Raw genomic sequence first — 18,211 nt, forward strand, 5'->3', positions numbered from 1 at the left:
TGGTCGACTAGATTGTAGCACAGGACGGTATGTCCTTTTGTTGTGCATAAAAAATGGTGTTGATGGTTTTTATCCATCAACACCAAATATCATAGAGCCCGTATTTATACGGAGGTTTTTTTGTGTAGAGTGTGAAGGTCGCCGGGAGATGCTGAGCACTACCTAGCTAACGCACTGTCACGGGCTATGTGATGGGGCGTTAGCGTAGTAGGCGCAGGCATCTGGCGACCTGAACACGTTTCGACTATTCTGCCAGAACGGTTTATGCAACCGGCACTTAGCGTAGCAAGCGCAGGGAGCTGCCACACCGAACACATTTCAACTATTCTGCCAGAACGGGCTGTGTGATGGTGCGTTAGCGTCCTAGGCGCAGGCATCTGGCGACCTGAACACGTTTCGACTATCCTGCCCAGCAAGCGCACTGACCCGGGCGCTTACCCGCGCCGCCCCCTACCATTCTGTCCTCAAACAGCTTATAATTGGCTTATCACAAACTATATAAGGGTGGGAAGACGCATGCAAGAAGGCTACCTCGACCAGCGGCTAATCGGCCGGCAATTGACAATTAAAGCCACCTACTTAACGGACGGTGTGCAATTTTACGGTATCTTTTACCACTTACAGGCGGATACGCCCCTTCACGTTGGTGATACGGTTGAAATTACGGCGGCAACCTCGCACGGGCTGCACGTTAAGCCAGTGTGAGTAGCGCCATAGGGGGGATTTTCATTGTTTAAAATTTTTATTATTATCTTATTACTAATCATCATCGTGCTAGGCCTCGTTTCGTCGATTCGCATCATCACCCAGCCTAATCAGGGGGTCGTCATCACCCTTGGGAAGTTCGAGCGGGTGCTCAGTTCCGGCCTGCACTTCATCAAACCGTTCATTTCCCGCGTTATTACGGTCAACACCGCCCAAACTCCGGTCGACCTTAACCAACAAGTGGTCATCACTAAGGATAACGCGGAAATTTCCGTTAAAATCTCGCTGAAGTACCACGTCACTAACATCGAAGACTTCGTATTCAAAAATGAGGATTCCGTTCGTAGTATGATCCAAGATACCCGGGCATCTTTACGGGGGATTATTGGGAACAAGGAACTCAACGAAGTTTTGAACGGGACCCAGGAAATCAACGCCGCGCTGTTTAAAGAAATTTCTTCAGTAACGGCCGGTTACGGTCTGAACGTTGACCGGGTCAACATCGACTCGGTCAACCCGTCCGCCGATATCCAAGCTTCGATGAACCGGCTACTGCAAGCCACCCGTGAACGGGACGCCACCATTGCGACCGCCGAAGGGAAGAGTAAATCGATCACGTTGGAGAACGAAGCCAATAACCGTGCGCTACTCGCCACCAACAAGGCGCAAAACGAAGCTCTCGTAAATAGCGCCAAGGCGAAAGCAACCGCCATCCAAACGGAAGCCGACGCCGACGCTTACCGGACGCGGACGTTGAACGACGCGTTGAGTAGCTCATCCGAAAACTACTTCATTTTCCAAAACACTGAAGCAGTCAAGGCCCTGGCTGACGGTAGTGCCAACACGGTCGTCTTGCCTAACCAGACGCTTGATAGCTTAGGTTTGATCCCCGCTTTGACCAAGTTAACTAAAACGACATCAACTAAATCATAATGACAAAAACACAGGATTGCTCGACTACTTAATAGCCCGAACAAGCCTGCGTTTTGTTTTTCTACCGTAATAATTAATATTATTATAATTTGCATTAAAATTGATGTACAATTTAATTGTCTAAAATTCCATTTCGAGGTGATCGCGTTGAATAAAAATTGGCAAACAGCTTGGCCGGAACGCATTAGCTACGGGCTAAGTGACGCCGCCGACAACCTGGTCTTCCAAATGATGACCACTTACCTACTGTTCTTTTATACCGACGTGTACGGCCTATCCACCAGCGCCGCCGCGATTTTATTCGTCGTGGCGCGGATTGCCGACGTGGTTGAGAGTCTGATCATCGGCGTCATGATCGACCACACCCATTCACGGTTCGGTAAGAGTCGGCCGTTCTTCCTGTGGTACGCGCTACCATACGCGTTATTTGCGGTGCTGACCTTCGTGACGCCTGATTTTGGGGTCACTGGTAAGTTGATTTGGGCCTACGTCACCTACCTCGGGCTCGGCTTTTTCTACACCGCCGTCAACTTACCAATCACCTCGATTTTACCCGCCTTATCACAAAATGATCGTGAATTAACGTTACTCGGCGTGATCCGCCAATTTTGTGGCAGCAGCGTTCAAATCATCGTCGCAGTCTTCACGTTACCACTCGTCGCGTTATTCGGTCAGGGTGACGAAAAGCGCGGGTTCCTGTTAACGATTGTGCTATTCAGTGTCATTTCGTTAGTATTAATTCTAAATACGTTTTTACAAGTTCGCGAACGGTTCAGCCAGCCCAAGCAGCCGCACCAGCCGCTCCGCGAAATTTGGGCGAAACTCAAACAAAACCAACCTTGGTTCATTTTGTCAGCCGTCATCCTACTTTACTGGTTAACGACTGCCATTAAAAATCAGACCACGATTTATTATTTTAAGTACTTATTACAACGCGAAGACTTAGTCCCGGTAGTGAACGGCTTTACCTTTGCTTCACTGCTGGGGGTCGTCTTAATCGTCCGGCTTGCTAACCACCACGGCAAAAAGCGCACGATGTTAGCCGGCATCGCGACGGCCGCAACCGGTCAACTGGTACTCGGCCTCGGGACCAGTTTTAATCAGCTCACGCTCGTCTTTGGCGGTACCCTAATTAATGCAATCGGGAACGGCCTGATTATTGGTCTCGTGTCGATTATGATTGCCGACACCATCTTATACGGTTCGACCCTTGGCATTCACGCAGACGGCCTACTAGCTTCGACTAGTGACTTTGGGGTCAACGTGGGGCTCGGACTGGGCGGGCTCGTTACCGCAGGCTTGTTCCACCTATCCGGCTACGTTGCAAACAGCAGCCAAAACGTGGCAACGCAAAATATGATTACCCTCAACTACGCTTGGTTACCGCTAGCCCTGTACGTCACCATGTTTATCGTCCTCAGTTTTTACGACGAACAGCGAATCCGCCAAATTGAACAGTAAACAAAAAAGCCGACCCGTTGAGGATCGACTTTTTTTCGAATCAAAAATCAATTATTTAACAGATGGAGTTTCGAACCAACCGATGCGTGAAGTAATCACGTCAACGATGGCCTTCTTACCAGGTGCTAATAACTTACGAGGGTCGTAGCCCTTACCGATTTGGTCTGCGCCAGATTCGATGTAGGCACGAGTAGCGTTGGCAAAAGCAATTTGGTTTTCAGTGTTAACGTTAACCTTGCTAATACCAGCCTTAACAGCTTTAACGATTTGGTCCTTAGGAATACCAGAACCACCGTGAAGTACTAATGGCATCTTAACGGCGTCTGAGATTTCTTGTAAACGATCGAAGTGTAAGCCAGTCCAGTTTTCTGGGTACTTACCGTGGATGTTACCAATCCCAGCAGCTAAGATGTCGATACCAGTGTCAGCTAAAGTCTTAGCTTCTTCAACAGAGGCTAATTCACCTTCACCGATGATACCGTCTTCTTCACCACCGATTGAACCAACTTCGGCTTCAACAGAGATGCCCTTGGCGTGAGCCAACTTAACGATTTCCTTAGTCTTTTCTAAGTTTTCAGCAAATGGTAAGTCGTGGCCATCAAACATAACTGATGAGTAACCAACTTCGATACATTCCTTGGCAGCTTCGTAGTTACCATGGTCTAAATGCATAACAACAGGAACAGTGATGTTCATGCTTTCCATTTCATCGGCAACTAAGTCCTTAACCAGCTTGTAACCGCCCATGTACTTAGCAGCGCCCATTGAAACTTGGATAATAACGGGGGTGTTCGTGTCTTGAGCACCCTTTAAGATGCAACGAGTCCATTCAAGGTTGTTCGTGTTGAACGCACCAATAGCGTAATGGTTCTTGTATGCGTCGCGTGTCATATCAACAGCATTTACAAATGACATAAAAATAACCCTCCTAGGTTAATTAAAGAGATACGATTTTTGAATCACATACATTTTAGCACACTTTACATAGTAGTGATAACTGATTTGTGATATTTATTAACCATAACAATCGCCTAAATACCGGTATGTTTGTCCACTTTTGAATGTAAGCCTTTCCATTGGCAATTTAACTATTAGTTTGGTCTGACCTAATTATTATTAAATAAATAATTTATGACCGCGACCCTTCACTGTTTTTAGTTTTGTGAATTCCCTAACTAAAAATCAGCATTTTGCGGTTGCAAGCGTTTTCTATATTTTTCAATTATCGTGCTGATTAGACCGGCGTTCAGGCACTTTAATAATTTTTAAATGAAATGGATGTAATCTATTTACATTTATGAAGAAGTGGTTATAATAGAATTTGTGAAATAAACAACAAGTATCGCATTGCTTAGGAGGAACCACTCGATGTTGAAAGAAATTGATGAAAAAACCGAAGTCAAACAGTCAATTGATCGTCTCGTGTTAAATGCCTCGTTGGCTGCCAACCATTTGGAAGTCATGAACCAAGCTCAAATCGATAAGGCAGTTGCCGCCATGGCGCACGCCGCCCACGCCGCACGCGGAATGCTCGCCTCGATGGCCGTTGAAGAAACCGGTCGGGGGAACTACCGTGATAAGGTCGTTAAAAACGACTTTGCGGCTAAAAATATCTACAACTACATCAAGGATGACAAGACTGTCGGCATCATTAATGATGATCCCGTCAGCGGCGTCACCAAAGTCGCCGAACCCGTTGGTATCATTGCCGGGGTCACACCGGTTACGAATCCAACCTCGACGGTCATCTTTAATGCCATGCTAGCGTTAAAGACTCGTAACCCAATCATCTTCGGTTTCCACCCGTTTGCGCAAAAGTGCTGTGTCGAAACCGGTCGCATCATCCGTGACGCCGCGGTTGCCGCTGGTGCCCCTAAAGATTGGATTCAATGGATCAAGCAACCTAGCCTTGACGCAACCGAAACGTTGATGAACCACAAGGGCGTTGCCACGATCATTGCGACCGGGGGTTCCGGCATGGTCAAGAGTGCTTATTCAACCGGGAAACCCGCGTTAGGCGTTGGCCCTGGTAACGTACCGTGCTTTATCGAAAAGACCGCTAACGTTAAGCAAGCGGTCAACGACGTGATTACTTCTAAGTCTTTCGATAACGGTATGATTTGCGCCTCCGAATCGAACTTAATCGTGGACGACAGCATTTATGATCAAGTTAAGCGCGACTTAAGCGCTAACGGCGTCTACTTCGTGGGTAAAGCAAACTTCAAAGCCCTCGAAAGTACCGTGATGAACTTGCAAAAACAGGCGGTTGACCCTAAAGTTGCCGGTCAAACGCCATGGCAAATCGCTAAGTGGGCTGGCTTCGACGTTCCCGTAGATACCAAAGTACTGGCCGTTGAAATTCCCGATATCGGTGGCGACCAAGTCCTATCCCGTGAAAAGTTATCACCCGTATTGGCCGTTGTCCGCGCCAAGGATACCCAGGCCGGCTTCAACTTGATGAAGCGCAGCCTGTCACTCGGTGGCCTAGGGCACACCGCAACGTTGCACACGACTGACGAACAAGTCATGAACCAGTTCGCCCTCGAAATGACCGCCTGCCGGGCACTGATCAACGTTCCGTCATCACAAGGTGCGATTGGCTACAAGTACGATAACGTTGCCCCGTCCTTGACGTTAGGTTGCGGGACTTGGGGGCATAACTCGATTTCCCATAACTTGGAAGACTGGGACTTACTCAACATTAAGACCGTTGCTAAGCGTTTAAATAAAATTCGTTAATTCCTACTTCAACCGTAAAGTTTAAAATGCCGCTAACAAAAGTACCTGACCGAACCAGTTAAGCTGGTTGATCAGGTACTTTTTAGTCTCATCATGTTATCCTAACGGTACTTGTTTTATGATTTTTACTCATAATGATTCCAAGCTGAGTAAATATGGACAATTTTTCGTTGTTCATCAACTGAGTATACAATTCTATGCTGAATATTTAATCTTCTAGAATATAGCTTATTTTCTGGCGGAAATAACTTCTCAAAATTGTCTGATACATCGTACGGGTTCACTGCCAGTTTTTTGACGATTTCATCAAGCTTTTTACGTAAGGGACTATTCTTAATCTTTCTTAAATCGTTTTTAGATGAATTTTTAAATCGAATTGAGTAACCCATTTTCAAATTTTATCCCAATCAACGCCGTTAGTTATGTCCGTTTCACCAGAATCATCTTTCATCGCTCGGTGGACTTTACTAAGGGTACCATCATTCATCAAGTAGAGCGTTTCTTGTAAAGCTCGATAATCTTTAGCACTCATAATAACCGCACTATCATCTTCAGTACGTCCATTTATTTCTATAGGTGTTGAGTCCTCATTAACCGCTTTAATGATCTTATAAAGATCTTTTCTCGCTTGGGTGGGATTAGTCATCCTTTGCATGCTAGGCGTTCCCCCTTATCTTTACTTTAATTTGCATCCTCAGCATAACGTACGTATTTAAGTACGTCAACGATAAAGCTCGCACCGCTTAGTTGCCTGTAATAATACGTCACTAGTCCTTAGCAATTATTTGGTCGCTCCCTTGAATTTAACCAGTCAGCCGGTCAATTTTCACCGGAAAGCTTTGTTATCTTAGCTGATAAATTAATAAAAGCACTATCCGGCGACCCAAGCAGGTCCTCGAATAATGCTTCAACTTAGTTCTATTTTTCTTAATCTTCACGTACCTTAAGTTACACGCTGATTTATCCTGTCATCACTCAATTTTGATGTCGACACCTTTGAATTATTAAAATGACGGTGGTGATCACGGCTAACGCTAGCAAACCGTATCCGAGTGGTAGCAAGAAAAAGAGCTCGTGCAGAAAGCCATCAGCATCCACCTGCGCGCCAATCATTGCTTTTAACCCAAAGCATAGCATCGCACTTAGCCATAACATGGCACAAACCGAACGGTGCATCCGCATGCCACCGCCTCCTTTAATCTAATCGTTTCGTCGTCCATACCGTCCGGAACTGGTCCGGCCGGTATAAGAACCAGCGGCCGAGGCCCCAAGTGACGTACGCAACGACGATTGCCATCACAATGCCCGTTAATAACGGCATCTGACTGCGATAATTATCCGTCAAAATGGCTAAGACCGTCAACCCAAACTCCGAACAGCTGGTCGTTAAGCTTAGGTAAATAATTGAAAACCATAGTACTGCCGAGCGATATTGCGGGAAGCGGAAAAATTCCTGACTATTTTCAAGTGACAGGTGGTCGAACCCCCAACCGTTGAACCAGTATAAAAAGCCGCCGAGGACTATCGCAACCGCCGCAATCACCGCCAAGCTGCCCCACGTCTCGGCTTGTAAGTGGTTGAGTACGTCAACGCGACGATAGTTGACCCGCAGGACGGCCGCCGTAATGTAAACCAGCGCGTTATAAGCAAATAGCAAACTACAACTGAAAACGACCCCGGCGACCACGCTAGCAAACAGGTGACCGACCCACAAGCCAAAGGTCACGGCGACCATCAGCAATACGCTTAACATCAACCACTGTGTTACCATCATCCATAACGACGCACCCCAGGACACGGTAACGTGGCGGTGCGTCAACGTTGATTGGATTGTGACCCAGTAAACCAGCTGCATGCCCACGTAGCCGGTCGTTGCCGCCGTAACTAATAACCCAATCTTCTTACGATAAATCTGGCGCCGATGAACCGGTAACCCGAATAAGTAGTGGTCAAAACTGGTTAAGTTATCGTGTAAAAACATGGTGATGCCCAGCGCGAAAAAGACGATAATGGCCACAAAGGCGCGTAAGTCGCCCCCATTGTTCAAGTTATACACGCTACCCGCGATGTAACCACGCGGGTTAGCCACCACGCTCATCCCACTTTTTAATCCGACCAACATCAACGCGACCACCGCCGCAATCAGGATTGGCCGATAATGTCGCCATAATAATTGCCATAATTTTTGATTAGCCATGTCGCACCCCTATGATAAAATCTCGTAATCCGCTTGATCGGTCAAGTTCGCCATGAACAGGTCGGTCAACGATAACGGTAGCTCTTCTTGAAAAACTGGGTTGGTCGCCGCCAACTGCGCTTGCAACGCCGGCGTATAATTTTCAAACACCACGACGATCACCCGTCCGGAAACGTGAACGACGTGCCCGTGCTCGCGCAATAACGCCGGCACGACCTTATCGCGGTAAACCAATTGGAGCTTACGCGCATTTTCACGCATTTCCTCCAACTGATAGTCGTTGACTAAACGGCCATTTTTCAGCATCAGGGCCCGGTCAATCACGCCTTCCAACTCCACAAGGTTATGCGACGCAATCAGGATGGCCCGGTTACTTCCCGCTACTTCGTCGATTAAAATACCCAGAATATTTTTGCGAATCAGCACGTCGAGACCGTCAAGCGGTTCATCCAAGAACAGGTATGGCGCGTTAGTCGCCACGCTTAAAATAATCGTGAAGAGGCCGAACATCCCCTTTGAAAACCGCCGTAATTTCTGACTCTTAGTAAAGTGATACCGCGTCAATAGGCCGTCAAACTTTTCGGTATCGAACTGCGGGTAGGCTTGCTGGTAATACCACTCGATCTGTTTAATCGTGGCCCCGCGAAAAAAGTTCGCCGTTGGGTCAACGAAACAGAGCTGGGTTCTTAACGCCGGGTGGGTCACTAGGACCTGATCATCTAACAATACCGCACCATCATCCGCTAAGTATTGGCCGTTGATGGTCCGAAACAACGAAGTCTTACCGACACCGTTACGACCGATCACCCCAACAATTTGTCCGGGTTGCACCCGAAAACTGACCTGATCCAACGCTTGTTGGTGGCCAATTCGTTTACTTACCTTATCAACTACTAACGTCATACCGTCTTATCCTCCATCTGATCCAGCCACTGATGTAGGGCTGCAATGTCAATTCCCACTTGCTGGGCCTGCTGAACAACTTGTCGTAACCGGTGTTGGACATCACGGCGAATCTCGTCCGCATTCAGTCCGTTCACGTACGTTCCCTTGCCCGCGACCGTTCGAATCACCCGCGAAGCTTCCAACTGCTTATACGCTTTACTGACCGTATTCGGGTTCAATAAGTGCTGGCGAGCCATTTCACGGACCGATGGCAAGCGATCATCCGGTTGTAACAGGCCGGTTCGAATATCGTGCTCAATGCCGGCGACCAACTGGGCGTAGTATGGCCGGCCGCTCGCGTGATCAATTTGCATCGTCTGCCGCCCTTCCTAACTGTATTACACTGTACTAGTTGCACCCATGCTACTGTATCGGTCAACTTTAAGCAACCACGCACCCGGCTTTACGCATCAAAAAAAGGCGCGTCACCTTGACATACCAAGCGTTACGCACCTAATTTAAAAATTATTTAAACTTGATTAACAATCACTAGTTAAGTGGTCGGACCATCGTCGTCACGGCTAACCGTTCTCCGTGTGCTAGTGGTAAATAGAGCTGATCACCATCGGTAAAACCGAGCTTTTCCCAAAAGGCGGCTACCCCGGAATCGGCCGTCACCCGGGTCAACTGAATCCAGTCGATTCCACTTTGTTTCGCCGCCTGCATCAAGCCGGTTGCGATGACCCGGCCCACCGTTTTACGCTGGTAGGCCTGGTTGACCATCAATAACCCAATGAACAGGAAACGTTCTTGCGGGTAACGGTTTAAAATATCGAGCACTGCGACTAACCGGTTAGCTAAGTAAAAACCAAAGACTTGTTTTTGTTCCGCGGCAACGTCAGCCGGCGTCGCGGTCAAATCCGCTTGAATTTCAGCTAAGGTTAGTGGTTGGGCCGAAAAATAGCGGTGGTAAGTCGGGTTACTGTTTTCAAGCGCCAACAAGTCGTCCTGATCTTGCAAGGTCAATAACCGAATTTTAAAATCGGGCAGCGCCCGCTGTAACGTGGCAAGTTTCATTTACTGATCCCAGACTTTCTCTAAGTTATACCAGGTTTCGCCGGCGTGTTGCGATTCGGCGACGCCCTGATTGACGAACCCATTACGTTCATAAAACGGAACTAGCCGTTCCAAACAAGTTAACGACATACTAAGTCGACCCTTAGCGCGGGCGTCCGCTTCCAACGCGGCCAGTAACTGACTGCCAACTCGTTGGTGTCGAGCTAATGGCGACACAGCTAACGTAAAGACGAGCTGGTGACCACCGCGTTCTAAGTTGGTCGGCGTCGTGGTAAACATCTCGTCGGCAATGTAGCGGGCCCCGGTCGCGGGGCCGACAATGAACCCCAATACGACGGCCCGGTCACGGGCAACTAAAAACGTTTCGCCAAGCTTAGCGATACGTTCGCGGTAGGCGGCTTCCGTCCCCGCCTCCGCACTTGAAAAGCCGGCCTTTTCAATGGCCATAATTTGCGGTAAATCGGTTAATTTAACTGGTGTAATTTCCATAGTTTCCTCCTCATCACGCCCCCCATTATACCAAAAGTAGCCCGTACATAACGGTCTTACTGGTCAGCAACGTGTTTCATACCGTTTTCAATCTCCACATGCTATACTGGGGTATGAATCCGGTTACACTTACCAGATTCGCTATTCTTATTGAAATTAGGTGATGTGCATGCCAGCTCAATCAGCAGAACAATTATGGAAAGCTTATAACGAAACGACCGCGACAAACGGTGCTTCTTACCAGACTCGCTGGTTCGGGGATCAAAACCAACCAGCCGAAGTCCAGGCACTGACCGACCTGGTCCTTAACGGGACTAAGACCGCGACGACCACGCCGTTGGATACTTACACCAACGAACAGGTCGCCATTCCGCAAGTCGGGGACTATAACGTCCTTTTGAACGGCGAGATGAAACCGGTCGCCATCATTAAGACCGTGGTTTCGGAACTGATTCCCTTTTACCGGATTTCAGCCGAACATGCTTGGCATGAGGGCGAAGGCGACCGTTCGATCGGTGATTGGCGGAAACGTAAAACCGAAACTTTCGCGCCAACGCTCGAAGCGCACGGGCACCAACTAAACACGGACACCCCGATGGTTAGCGAAGTTTTCGAAGTCGTTTACCGGGCAGATTAACCGCCGACACAACCAGCGCGTGGGTCAACAGTCGGTTGACTTTGGGCGCATGTTTTAACTATTCTCGTTCGGAGACGGAAGGGGCTGTGACATTAGTCACAGCCCCTTGTATGTTTCCGAATATTGATAGTCGAAACGTGCGCCAAAAGCCAACTGGCTCCGCTTAACCCCGTAAGTCAAACAATCCAAGCCCAGGATTATTCGCCTTACGCCGTTATGCTCACCAGCTAACCGACTTTTGTCACACTCTGGGCAACCGTTCGTTTCTAATTAATTAAAACCGGCGAACGCCGGCTTAGCCCACTTGACAGCGGTTACATTAGTTTAATCAAACTAACATGTTACCATCAGCAAGTTTTAACTTGCCCCAGCGCTATTTTTCGCTATAATTAGAGCTCGTACTAAACTTATTGTTTACTTTAAGAAAACAAGAACCGAGGTGACCACCATGGACATTGGTCAACGACTCCACAACTTGCGGGTTCAAAAACAACTAACGCAGGAGGAGCTGGCTGAGCGAACCGACCTTAGTAAAGGTTACATATCACAGCTTGAACATAATCAGTCGTCCCCTTCAATGGAGACTTTTTTCTCAATTCTCGCAGTTTTAGGGAGCAGCCCCGCCGCGTTCTTCGCGCCCGAATCACCCGGCCAAAAAATCGTTTACCGCGCCGCAGAGCAAACGACCTATGACGATGAAGCACTGGGCTACCGCTTAACTTGGCTAGTGCCGGCTTCGAATGAGAACGAACTCGAACCGGTTACCGTCACTTTAACGCCCAACGGTTGCTTCAAATCCTTTGAGCCCTCGCCGGCGGAGACCTTCATCATGGTCCAAACCGGCGAACTAGACTTACAGCTTGGCGACGCGCACTACCGCGCGACTGCCGGCGACACCCTTTATTACCACGCTACCCAGACGCACCAGGTTCGTAACGCCGGTGCAACGGCCTGTACGTTCACGCTGGTCACGAACGCGTCTTATTTGTAAATCTTAAGGAGGTCCTTTCCTTGGCCGCTAATATCCAACCGATCGTTCGGTTAAAAAATGTTTGTAAAAGTTACGGGGACCATCAGATCCTCAAAAATATCAATTTAGAACTCGAAGCCGGTAAGTTTTACACCCTACTGGGGCCTTCCGGTTGCGGTAAAACTACCATCTTGCGGACGATTGCGGGCTTTACCGACGTAACGGCCGGCGACGTCGAATTCGACGGTCAGGTTGTTAACGACCTTCCCGCCAACCAACGCCAAGTCAACACCGTCTTTCAAGACTACGCCCTGTTCCCACACTTAAACGTCGCGGAAAACGTGGCGTTCGGCTTAAAGCTGAATAAGGTTCCGAAGGCTGAAATCGACAAACGGGTTGCCGAAGCCCTCGCAATGGTCCAACTCGCCGACTTTGGTGACCGCGAGATCAGCGAAATCTCCGGTGGCCAACAACAACGGGTCGCCATTGCCCGGGCGCTGGTCATGCGGCCGAAAGTCCTGCTGTTGGACGAACCGTTATCCGCACTGGACGCCAAGTTACGTAAAGACATGCAGTACGAACTGCGGGAATTGCAACAAAGTCTTGGCATCACCTTCCTGTTTGTCACCCACGACCAGGAAGAAGCGTTGGCCATGAGTGACGAAATCTTCGTGATGCGCGAAGGTGAGATTTTACAAGGAGGCTCCCCAGTCGACATTTACGACGAACCGATCAACCATTTCGTCGCTAACTTTATTGGCGAAAGTAACATCATTCCCGGCAAGATGATTCAAGACTTCGAAGTCGAGTTCGTCGGCAAGTCCTTTGAATGTGCCGACGCCGGCATGCGCCCTAACGAAGCAATCGAAGTCGTCCTCCGCCCTGAAGACCTAGACATCGTTGCGGCTGCTCAGGGAAAACTCGTGGTGACCGTCGACTCGCAACTGTTCCGTGGTAACTACTTTGAAATCGTCGCCTACGACACTGACGGCAACGAGTGGCTGGTCCACTCGACCAACCCGGCGGACGAAGGGGAACCGATTGGGCTGACCTTTGACCCGCAGGACATCCACGTCATGCGCCTTAACGAAACTGAAGCGGCCTTCGATGCCCGCTTGGAAAAATACGAAGATGATTAGGGGGGACGGCACATGCAACGTAAACAACGCTTAAGTCGGCAAACGGCCTACTTTATTCCCTACGTGCTTTGGATCGGCCTGTTCGTCATTGCACCGGTCATTTTGCTGGTTTACCAATCATTTTTCGACATCAACGGGCACTTCACCTTAGGCAATTATCAGACCTACTTTTCGTCCAATACGTACCTGATGATGACCCTTAACTCCGTCTGGTACGCGTTCTTAATTACCTTGGCAACCCTGGTAATCAGCTACCCGACCGCCTACGTCCTGAATGCCACCAAGCACCCGCAACTTTGGCTACTGCTGATCATCATGCCGACTTGGATCAACTTACTATTAAAAGCCTACGCCTTTATCGGCATTTTTAGTCAGGCCGGCATTGCTAACCAGTTCTTGCAGTTTATCGGGCTAGCACCGCAACAGATTCTGTTTACTAAATTTAGTTTTATCTTCGTTGCGGCTTACATTCAGATTCCGTTCATGGTGCTCCCAATCTACAATTCGATTAGCGAGTTGAACCCGTCCTACGTCAACGCCAGTAAGGACCTCGGGGCAACGTCCTGGCAGACTTTCAGCAAGGTCATCTTTCCACTGACCCTACCGGGAGTCAAAGCCGGCGTCCAAGCCGTTTTCATTCCGTCACTGTCACTCTTCATGTTGACGCGCCTGATCGGTGGTAACAAGGTGATCACCCTCGGGACCGCGATTGAAGAGCACTTCTTGACGACCATGAACTGGGGGATGGGTTCGACCATCGGTGTCATCCTGATTATTGCGATGGTCATCATCATGAGCCTAACCGGTGGTAGTAAACGCCGGACGAAAAGGGGGTTGACGAAATGAGCATTCGCAACTTTAAATGGCGTAACCTGTACCTCTGGTTCGTCTTCATCGTCTTGTACGCGCCAATCATCTTCCTGATCGTCTACTCGTTCAGTAAGGGCGAGACGATGAATAACTTTCACGGCTTCACCTGGGCGCACTACCAGGACCTGTTCGCCGACAGCCGCCTGATTGCAATCTTCTTAGATACGTTACTGGTCGCACTCCTTTCGTCGATTTTAGCCACCATCGTTGGCACACTCGGAGCGCTCGGCATTAGCCAAACGACCCGCGCCATTACTAAGAATACGTTGTTATCACTCAACAACATTTTAATGGTGTCACCGGACGTTATCATCGGGGCCAGCTTTCTGATCTTCTTCACGGCGCTCAAAATCCCGCTCGGCTTTGGCTCGGTATTACTCAGCCACATCGCCTTCTCGATTCCGATCGTCGTTTTGATGGTCCTGCCAAAGGTTCAGGAAATGAGCCGGAGCTTACTGGACGCGGCCGCCGACCTTGGGGCTAACAGTTGGCAACTGTTAAGTCAGGTCACGATTCCTTACATCATGCCGGGCATTCTCTCCGGTTTCTTCATGGCGCTGACCTACTCACTTGATGACTTCGCGGTCACCTTCTTCGTCACTGGGAACGGCTTTTCGACCCTGTCAGTGGAAATTTACTCACGGGCGCGCCAGGGCATCAACTTGGAAATCAACGCGCTATCCGGTCTCATGTTTTTGATGGCGTTGATCCTAGTTATCGGCTACTACTTCATTAACCAATACAGCAGCCGGCACCGGCACGCAAGCACGAGGGGGCGCCGTAAATGAAAAAACTACTGAGTATCATCATCGCCCTGGCCGCGGTTTGCGGCTTACTGGCATTCGGCGCTAACCAGCTCCAATCCAGCGCCGGCAGCACCGGTAAAAAAGTGTTGAACTTGTACACCTGGGGCGATTACATTGACCCAAACCTGCTAACCAAGTTTCAAAAACAGACCGGCTACCACGTCAACGTGGAAACGTTCGACAGTAACGAAGCCATGTTCACGAAAATCAAGCAGGGCGGTACCAGCTACGACTTAACGGTCCCGAGTGACTACATGATCGAAAAAATGAAAAAAGCCAATTTGCTGTTACCACTGGATAAAAAACGCTTGACCGGCATGGCTAACTACGACCCGCGTTTCATGGACCTAGACTTTGATAAGGACAACCGCTACTCGGTGCCCTACTTCTGGGGAACCCTGGGGATCATTTACAACGATAAGTTCGTCAAGCCCGGTAGTATCAACCACTGGAACGACCTGTGGCAAAGTAAGTACCGTGATAAAATCATGTTGATCGACAGTGCTCGCGACGTGATGGGCTTCTCACTCGCGTCGATGAATAAGTCGATGAACACGACCGACCCGGCGACCTTACTGGCAGCCCGCAATAAGCTGAACCAGTTAGCCCCGAACGTCAAAGCGGTCGTGGCCGACGAAATTAAGATGTACATGATTCAAAACGAAGCCGCCATCGCCGTCGACTGGTCCGGTGAAGCGAGTGAAATGCTGGACGGCAACGACCACTTACACTACGTTGTGCCTTCAGAAGGCAGTAACCTCTGGTTCGACAACCTGGTCATTCCGAAGACGGCCAAGCACTTCGACGCCATTTACGCCTTCCTAAACTTTATGAGTGAACCGAAAAACGCCGCTCAAAACGCGGAATACATCGGTTACGCCACTCCTAATAAGAAGGCCAAGGCGCTACTGCCGAAAGCCATCCGGACCGACCGCCAGTTTTATCCGGACGATCAAACCATCCGCCACTTACAAATTTATAAGGACCTTTCACCAGCTAAGGTCGGGCTGTATAACGACCGTTACCTTGAATTCAAAATGCACCATTAATGTCGCAAAAAACCTGGACTAGTGCCAGGTTTTTTGCCAAACTTAGGAGGCAACCACCTTGCATGACGTCAAACACGGGCTCGTGCCCGCACTCATCCTACTTTTATTAGTTCCCGGTTTATTTTTTGCGGCGGCGCTCTCCGCCCACCCGCTGGGAATTCCAACGATTTACGGCGGGATTTTTCAGGACGCCGTTGCGTTGGTCGGCGTCTGGCTATTCAACCGCTTTGTCACCCACGTTCCGGTCAAGTTTTGGAACGGTCGCCACGCCGCTCAGCAGTTGCAGCACAGTCTCCCCGCCATGGTGATTATCGGCTTACTGGTTTACGCCAACGTGGTCCGGCTACTCGCCGGTCCGTTCTTGCCACAAATTTTTATCTACTTAGGTTACATTCTCTTAATCGGTTTGACCGAAGAATACATTTTCCGCGGGACCTTCATTCCGTTGCTCGCCCGCGCGTTTCCCGGCCACAACCTACTCGTGGTCCTGTTATCCAGCCTACTATTCGGCGGGCTGCACCTAATGAACATTACCCACTTATCGCTGACTTACGTTTTACCGCAAATCCTGTTTGCCATGGCCATTGGGACTTTCTTTGCCGGCATCTACATTAGTACCCGCAACTTAATGATCCCCATCTTATTGCACGCGGCCACCGATTTATCGGTCGTCGTTCAGTTCACCCAGCACCCGACCAGTAGCGCGAACCTGAACTTTAGCCCACAAATCGCCTTGTCGGTCAGTCTCTTCTACGGCGTCGTTTTCCTAATCGCCCTACTAGTGACCGCCCGTCAAGTACGCCACGTCACCATTGCTACTCATCGTTAACAAAAAAAGGATCCGCCACTGGGCAGATCCTTTTTACTATTCTAATGATATAAATCAAAGCGGCCCTTACTAAAGACGGTACTGAGGTGGGCACTTTCTAACAATGAACGGTCAGTAATAACCTTCTTCAACGCGGAAGCCGGGTAGCCCTTGACCTGGCGCTTATTGGCAAAAATCTCACCAATTCCGTCGCGGTCACTTAACGAGGCCACCGTCCCACTCGACTTATAGTCAAACGGTGCCGTTGTCTTCCCCGCCGTTAGCGCAATGATATTTTTGGCCGCCTGTTCGCCACAGGCCAACGCAATTTGCGCGGTTGTCGGGTACGGCCGCTTACCATCCGGTGGCATCACCGCCGCAACGTCCCCCACAATAAAGACTTCGGGGTGATCTGTTAACGATAAGTCGGGTTCGACCGTCACCCGGTTACGACGTTGTTCAAACCCGGAATCGGCAATCACGTGTGAACCACTGACCCCAACCGTCCAAACGATCGTGTTAGCACTAAACTCCTGTTCCACGTCGTTGGCATCGGTGTAAGCCACCGCTCCCGGCTTAATCGCCGTAATCACGGACCCTAACCGCATTTCAACGTTGTGCTTTTCCATAAACGCCATCGCGTAGTCGCGCAACTCCTGCCCAAACATCGGCAAAATGGACGGCATCCGTTCCAAACAAACCACCTTAATCGCCGGCACCTGGTACTTCGCCGACAATTTCGGCAACGACTGCGTCAGTTCACCGAGTAATTCGATTCCCGTAAACCCAGCGCCACAGATGGCCACTTTCAAATCATTGCGGTCCTTAGTTGTCCGGTAATCCTTAACTTGGTCCTTAATATGTTGATAAACGGCCTTCGAGGTTGCCAAGTCGTCCATTGGCAACGCGTTCTCGTCCGCCCCCGGGACCCCGAACGTTTCCGATTGAAACCCGAGCGCTAACACTAAGTAATCGTAATGCAGCTCCGGATGATCTTCAAACTGCACCGTTTTACTTTCAACGTCGACCGTCTTCACGGTCGCCTGCACAAACTTCACCCGTTTCGCAATCACCGTCGGAATTCGATAGGTAATCTTCTCCGGATCGATGGTCCCGGCCGCTACTTCGTGTAAATTCGTCTTTTCCGTATGAACCGGCGTCTGGTCAACCAAAATCAATTGGTCACTACTCGGTAATCCCTTGGTTAAAAACTTGATGGCCCGCATTCCGGCGTAACCGCCACCCAGCACTAAAGTTGTTGGCATACTTTATTGACCCCTTTCACTATTCGGTTAACCCAGTCCCATCATTGCTCCGCTGACAGCGGCTGTAACCGCTTGAATACTTCTATCGTACACTGCCCTTCTGAAAATTTCAGCTAAAACGCCACCCGAATTTCAGTAATCCTGGCATGGTCAGTTCAAGTCTCAGCGCCTCCTTCCGATA

General features: G+C 49.4%; 21 protein-coding genes. 11 read left to right on the forward strand and 10 right to left on the reverse strand.

What is annotated here, in order from left to right; genetic code table 11:
- The first annotated feature begins 516 nt into the window (after positions 1-516).
- From FFM82_RS11600 to FFM82_RS11610, 3 genes are all read left to right on the forward strand, one after another.
- Positions 517-705 carry a hypothetical protein gene (locus FFM82_RS11600; RefSeq protein WP_137645970.1) on the forward strand — a complete coding sequence of 63 codons (189 nt, stop codon included), beginning with the start codon at positions 517-519 and terminating at the stop codon, positions 703-705.
- A gap of 33 nt (positions 706-738) precedes the next feature.
- The gene (locus FFM82_RS11605) at positions 739-1,638 is read left to right on the forward strand and encodes an SPFH domain-containing protein (protein ID WP_371852253.1); all 900 of its coding nucleotides are present in this window, start codon (positions 739-741) and stop codon (positions 1,636-1,638) included.
- Positions 1,639-1,785: 147 nt separating this feature from the next.
- Positions 1,786-3,099 (forward strand): MFS transporter, encoded by a 1,314-nt coding sequence (locus FFM82_RS11610; protein WP_137645972.1) that lies wholly within the window; start codon positions 1,786-1,788, stop codon positions 3,097-3,099.
- Between the two features lie 51 nt (positions 3,100-3,150).
- On the opposite strand, the gene fba is transcribed toward FFM82_RS11610, so the two are convergent.
- Complete coding sequence (fba, locus tag FFM82_RS11615) at positions 3,151-4,014, reverse strand: class II fructose-1,6-bisphosphate aldolase (protein ID WP_137642983.1); 864 nt, start codon at positions 4,012-4,014, stop codon at positions 3,151-3,153.
- 453 nt (positions 4,015-4,467) lie between these two features.
- On the opposite strand from fba, the gene FFM82_RS11620 reads away from it, so the two are divergent.
- Complete coding sequence (locus FFM82_RS11620; protein ID WP_137645973.1) at positions 4,468-5,838, forward strand: aldehyde dehydrogenase family protein; 1,371 nt, start codon at positions 4,468-4,470, stop codon at positions 5,836-5,838.
- A 125-nt stretch (positions 5,839-5,963) separates the two neighbouring features.
- Here FFM82_RS11620 and FFM82_RS11625 read toward each other — a convergent pair whose 3' ends face one another.
- The 8 genes from FFM82_RS11625 to FFM82_RS11660 form a co-directional block, all read right to left on the reverse strand.
- Positions 5,964-6,227, reverse strand: a complete 264-nt coding sequence (locus tag FFM82_RS11625; RefSeq protein WP_137645974.1) for a Txe/YoeB family addiction module toxin — start codon at positions 6,225-6,227, stop codon at positions 5,964-5,966.
- Positions 6,228-6,229: 2 nt separating this feature from the next.
- A complete protein-coding gene (locus FFM82_RS11630; RefSeq protein WP_137645975.1) occupies positions 6,230-6,493 on the reverse strand; it encodes a type II toxin-antitoxin system Phd/YefM family antitoxin in 264 nt (87 codons plus the stop codon).
- Between the two features lie 320 nt (positions 6,494-6,813).
- Complete coding sequence (locus FFM82_RS11635) at positions 6,814-7,020, reverse strand: DUF3955 domain-containing protein (RefSeq protein WP_137645976.1); 207 nt, start codon at positions 7,018-7,020, stop codon at positions 6,814-6,816.
- 13 nt (positions 7,021-7,033) lie between these two features.
- Complete coding sequence (locus FFM82_RS11640) at positions 7,034-8,035, reverse strand: acetoin ABC transporter permease (protein WP_137645977.1); 1,002 nt, start codon at positions 8,033-8,035, stop codon at positions 7,034-7,036.
- 9 nt (positions 8,036-8,044) lie between these two features.
- Complete coding sequence (locus tag FFM82_RS11645) at positions 8,045-8,938, reverse strand: ATP-binding cassette domain-containing protein (protein WP_137645978.1); 894 nt, start codon at positions 8,936-8,938, stop codon at positions 8,045-8,047.
- Positions 8,935-9,294: a GntR family transcriptional regulator gene (locus FFM82_RS11650; protein ID WP_137645979.1), complete on the reverse strand. Its 360-nt coding sequence runs from the start codon at positions 9,292-9,294 to the stop codon at positions 8,935-8,937. Before FFM82_RS11650 ends, FFM82_RS11645 begins: the two co-directional genes overlap by 4 nt.
- 175 nt (positions 9,295-9,469) lie before the next feature.
- The gene (locus FFM82_RS11655) at positions 9,470-9,997 is read right to left on the reverse strand and encodes a GNAT family N-acetyltransferase (RefSeq protein ID WP_137645980.1); all 528 of its coding nucleotides are present in this window, start codon (positions 9,995-9,997) and stop codon (positions 9,470-9,472) included.
- Positions 9,998-10,486: a GNAT family N-acetyltransferase gene (locus tag FFM82_RS11660; protein WP_137645981.1), complete on the reverse strand. Its 489-nt coding sequence runs from the start codon at positions 10,484-10,486 to the stop codon at positions 9,998-10,000. It abuts the gene before it with no gap.
- 169 nt (positions 10,487-10,655) lie between these two features.
- On the opposite strand from FFM82_RS11660, the gene FFM82_RS11665 reads away from it, so the two are divergent.
- The 7 genes from FFM82_RS11665 to FFM82_RS11695 all read left to right on the forward strand — a co-directional run bounded on the left by FFM82_RS11665 (position 10,656) and on the right by FFM82_RS11695 (position 16,786).
- Entirely contained in the window at positions 10,656-11,123 is a 468-nt protein-coding gene (locus FFM82_RS11665; protein WP_137645982.1) for an ASCH domain-containing protein, read from the forward strand.
- A 448-nt stretch (positions 11,124-11,571) separates the two neighbouring features.
- Positions 11,572-12,114 carry a helix-turn-helix domain-containing protein gene (locus FFM82_RS11670; protein ID WP_137645983.1) on the forward strand — a complete coding sequence of 181 codons (543 nt, stop codon included), beginning with the start codon at positions 11,572-11,574 and terminating at the stop codon, positions 12,112-12,114.
- A 20-nt stretch (positions 12,115-12,134) separates the two neighbouring features.
- Complete coding sequence (locus FFM82_RS11675) at positions 12,135-13,232, forward strand: ABC transporter ATP-binding protein (protein WP_137645984.1); 1,098 nt, start codon at positions 12,135-12,137, stop codon at positions 13,230-13,232.
- A 12-nt stretch (positions 13,233-13,244) separates the two neighbouring features.
- Positions 13,245-14,078, forward strand: a complete 834-nt coding sequence (locus FFM82_RS11680) for an ABC transporter permease (RefSeq protein ID WP_137645985.1) — start codon at positions 13,245-13,247, stop codon at positions 14,076-14,078.
- Entirely contained in the window at positions 14,075-14,890 is an 816-nt protein-coding gene (locus tag FFM82_RS11685) for an ABC transporter permease (RefSeq protein ID WP_137645986.1), read from the forward strand. The genes FFM82_RS11680 and FFM82_RS11685 overlap by 4 nt, the downstream gene beginning before the upstream one ends.
- Complete coding sequence (locus tag FFM82_RS11690) at positions 14,887-15,957, forward strand: ABC transporter substrate-binding protein (protein ID WP_137645987.1); 1,071 nt, start codon at positions 14,887-14,889, stop codon at positions 15,955-15,957. The genes FFM82_RS11685 and FFM82_RS11690 overlap by 4 nt, the downstream gene beginning before the upstream one ends.
- 58 nt (positions 15,958-16,015) lie before the next feature.
- Positions 16,016-16,786, forward strand: coding sequence for a CPBP family intramembrane glutamic endopeptidase (locus FFM82_RS11695; protein WP_137645988.1), 771 nt, complete (start codon positions 16,016-16,018; stop codon positions 16,784-16,786).
- 41 nt (positions 16,787-16,827) lie between these two features.
- On the opposite strand, the gene FFM82_RS11700 is transcribed toward FFM82_RS11695, so the two are convergent.
- Positions 16,828-18,030 (reverse strand): NAD(P)/FAD-dependent oxidoreductase, encoded by a 1,203-nt coding sequence (locus tag FFM82_RS11700; protein WP_137645989.1) that lies wholly within the window; start codon positions 18,028-18,030, stop codon positions 16,828-16,830.
- Positions 18,031-18,211 lie beyond the last annotated feature (181 nt).

This window comes from Lactiplantibacillus plajomi (assembly GCF_005405405.1).
Lineage (GTDB): Bacteria > Bacillota > Bacilli > Lactobacillales > Lactobacillaceae > Lactiplantibacillus > Lactiplantibacillus plajomi.

Excerpts from the sequence above, each read along its gene's own strand:
- FFM82_RS11600 (WP_137645970.1), top strand. The coding sequence starts at position 517 with ATGCAAGAAGGCTACCTCGACCAGCGGCTAATCGGCCGGCAATTGACA.
- fba (WP_137642983.1), bottom strand. The coding sequence starts at position 4,014 with ATGTCATTTGTAAATGCTGTTGATATGACACGCGACGCATACAAGAAC.
- FFM82_RS11620 (WP_137645973.1), top strand. The coding sequence starts at position 4,468 with ATGTTGAAAGAAATTGATGAAAAAACCGAAGTCAAACAGTCAATTGAT.
- FFM82_RS11625 (WP_137645974.1), bottom strand. The coding sequence starts at position 6,227 with ATGGGTTACTCAATTCGATTTAAAAATTCATCTAAAAACGATTTAAGA.
- FFM82_RS11630 (WP_137645975.1), bottom strand. The coding sequence starts at position 6,493 with ATGCAAAGGATGACTAATCCCACCCAAGCGAGAAAAGATCTTTATAAG.
- FFM82_RS11635 (WP_137645976.1), bottom strand. The coding sequence starts at position 7,020 with ATGCGGATGCACCGTTCGGTTTGTGCCATGTTATGGCTAAGTGCGATG.
- FFM82_RS11640 (WP_137645977.1), bottom strand. The coding sequence starts at position 8,035 with ATGGCTAATCAAAAATTATGGCAATTATTATGGCGACATTATCGGCCA.
- FFM82_RS11645 (WP_137645978.1), bottom strand. The coding sequence starts at position 8,938 with ATGACGTTAGTAGTTGATAAGGTAAGTAAACGAATTGGCCACCAACAA.
- FFM82_RS11650 (WP_137645979.1), bottom strand. The coding sequence starts at position 9,294 with ATGCAAATTGATCACGCGAGCGGCCGGCCATACTACGCCCAGTTGGTC.
- FFM82_RS11655 (WP_137645980.1), bottom strand. The coding sequence starts at position 9,997 with ATGAAACTTGCCACGTTACAGCGGGCGCTGCCCGATTTTAAAATTCGG.
- FFM82_RS11660 (WP_137645981.1), bottom strand. The coding sequence starts at position 10,486 with ATGGAAATTACACCAGTTAAATTAACCGATTTACCGCAAATTATGGCC.
- FFM82_RS11665 (WP_137645982.1), top strand. The coding sequence starts at position 10,656 with ATGCCAGCTCAATCAGCAGAACAATTATGGAAAGCTTATAACGAAACG.
- FFM82_RS11670 (WP_137645983.1), top strand. The coding sequence starts at position 11,572 with ATGGACATTGGTCAACGACTCCACAACTTGCGGGTTCAAAAACAACTA.
- FFM82_RS11680 (WP_137645985.1), top strand. The coding sequence starts at position 13,245 with ATGCAACGTAAACAACGCTTAAGTCGGCAAACGGCCTACTTTATTCCC.
- FFM82_RS11685 (WP_137645986.1), top strand. The coding sequence starts at position 14,075 with ATGAGCATTCGCAACTTTAAATGGCGTAACCTGTACCTCTGGTTCGTC.
- FFM82_RS11690 (WP_137645987.1), top strand. The coding sequence starts at position 14,887 with ATGAAAAAACTACTGAGTATCATCATCGCCCTGGCCGCGGTTTGCGGC.
- FFM82_RS11700 (WP_137645989.1), bottom strand. The coding sequence starts at position 18,030 with ATGCCAACAACTTTAGTGCTGGGTGGCGGTTACGCCGGAATGCGGGCC.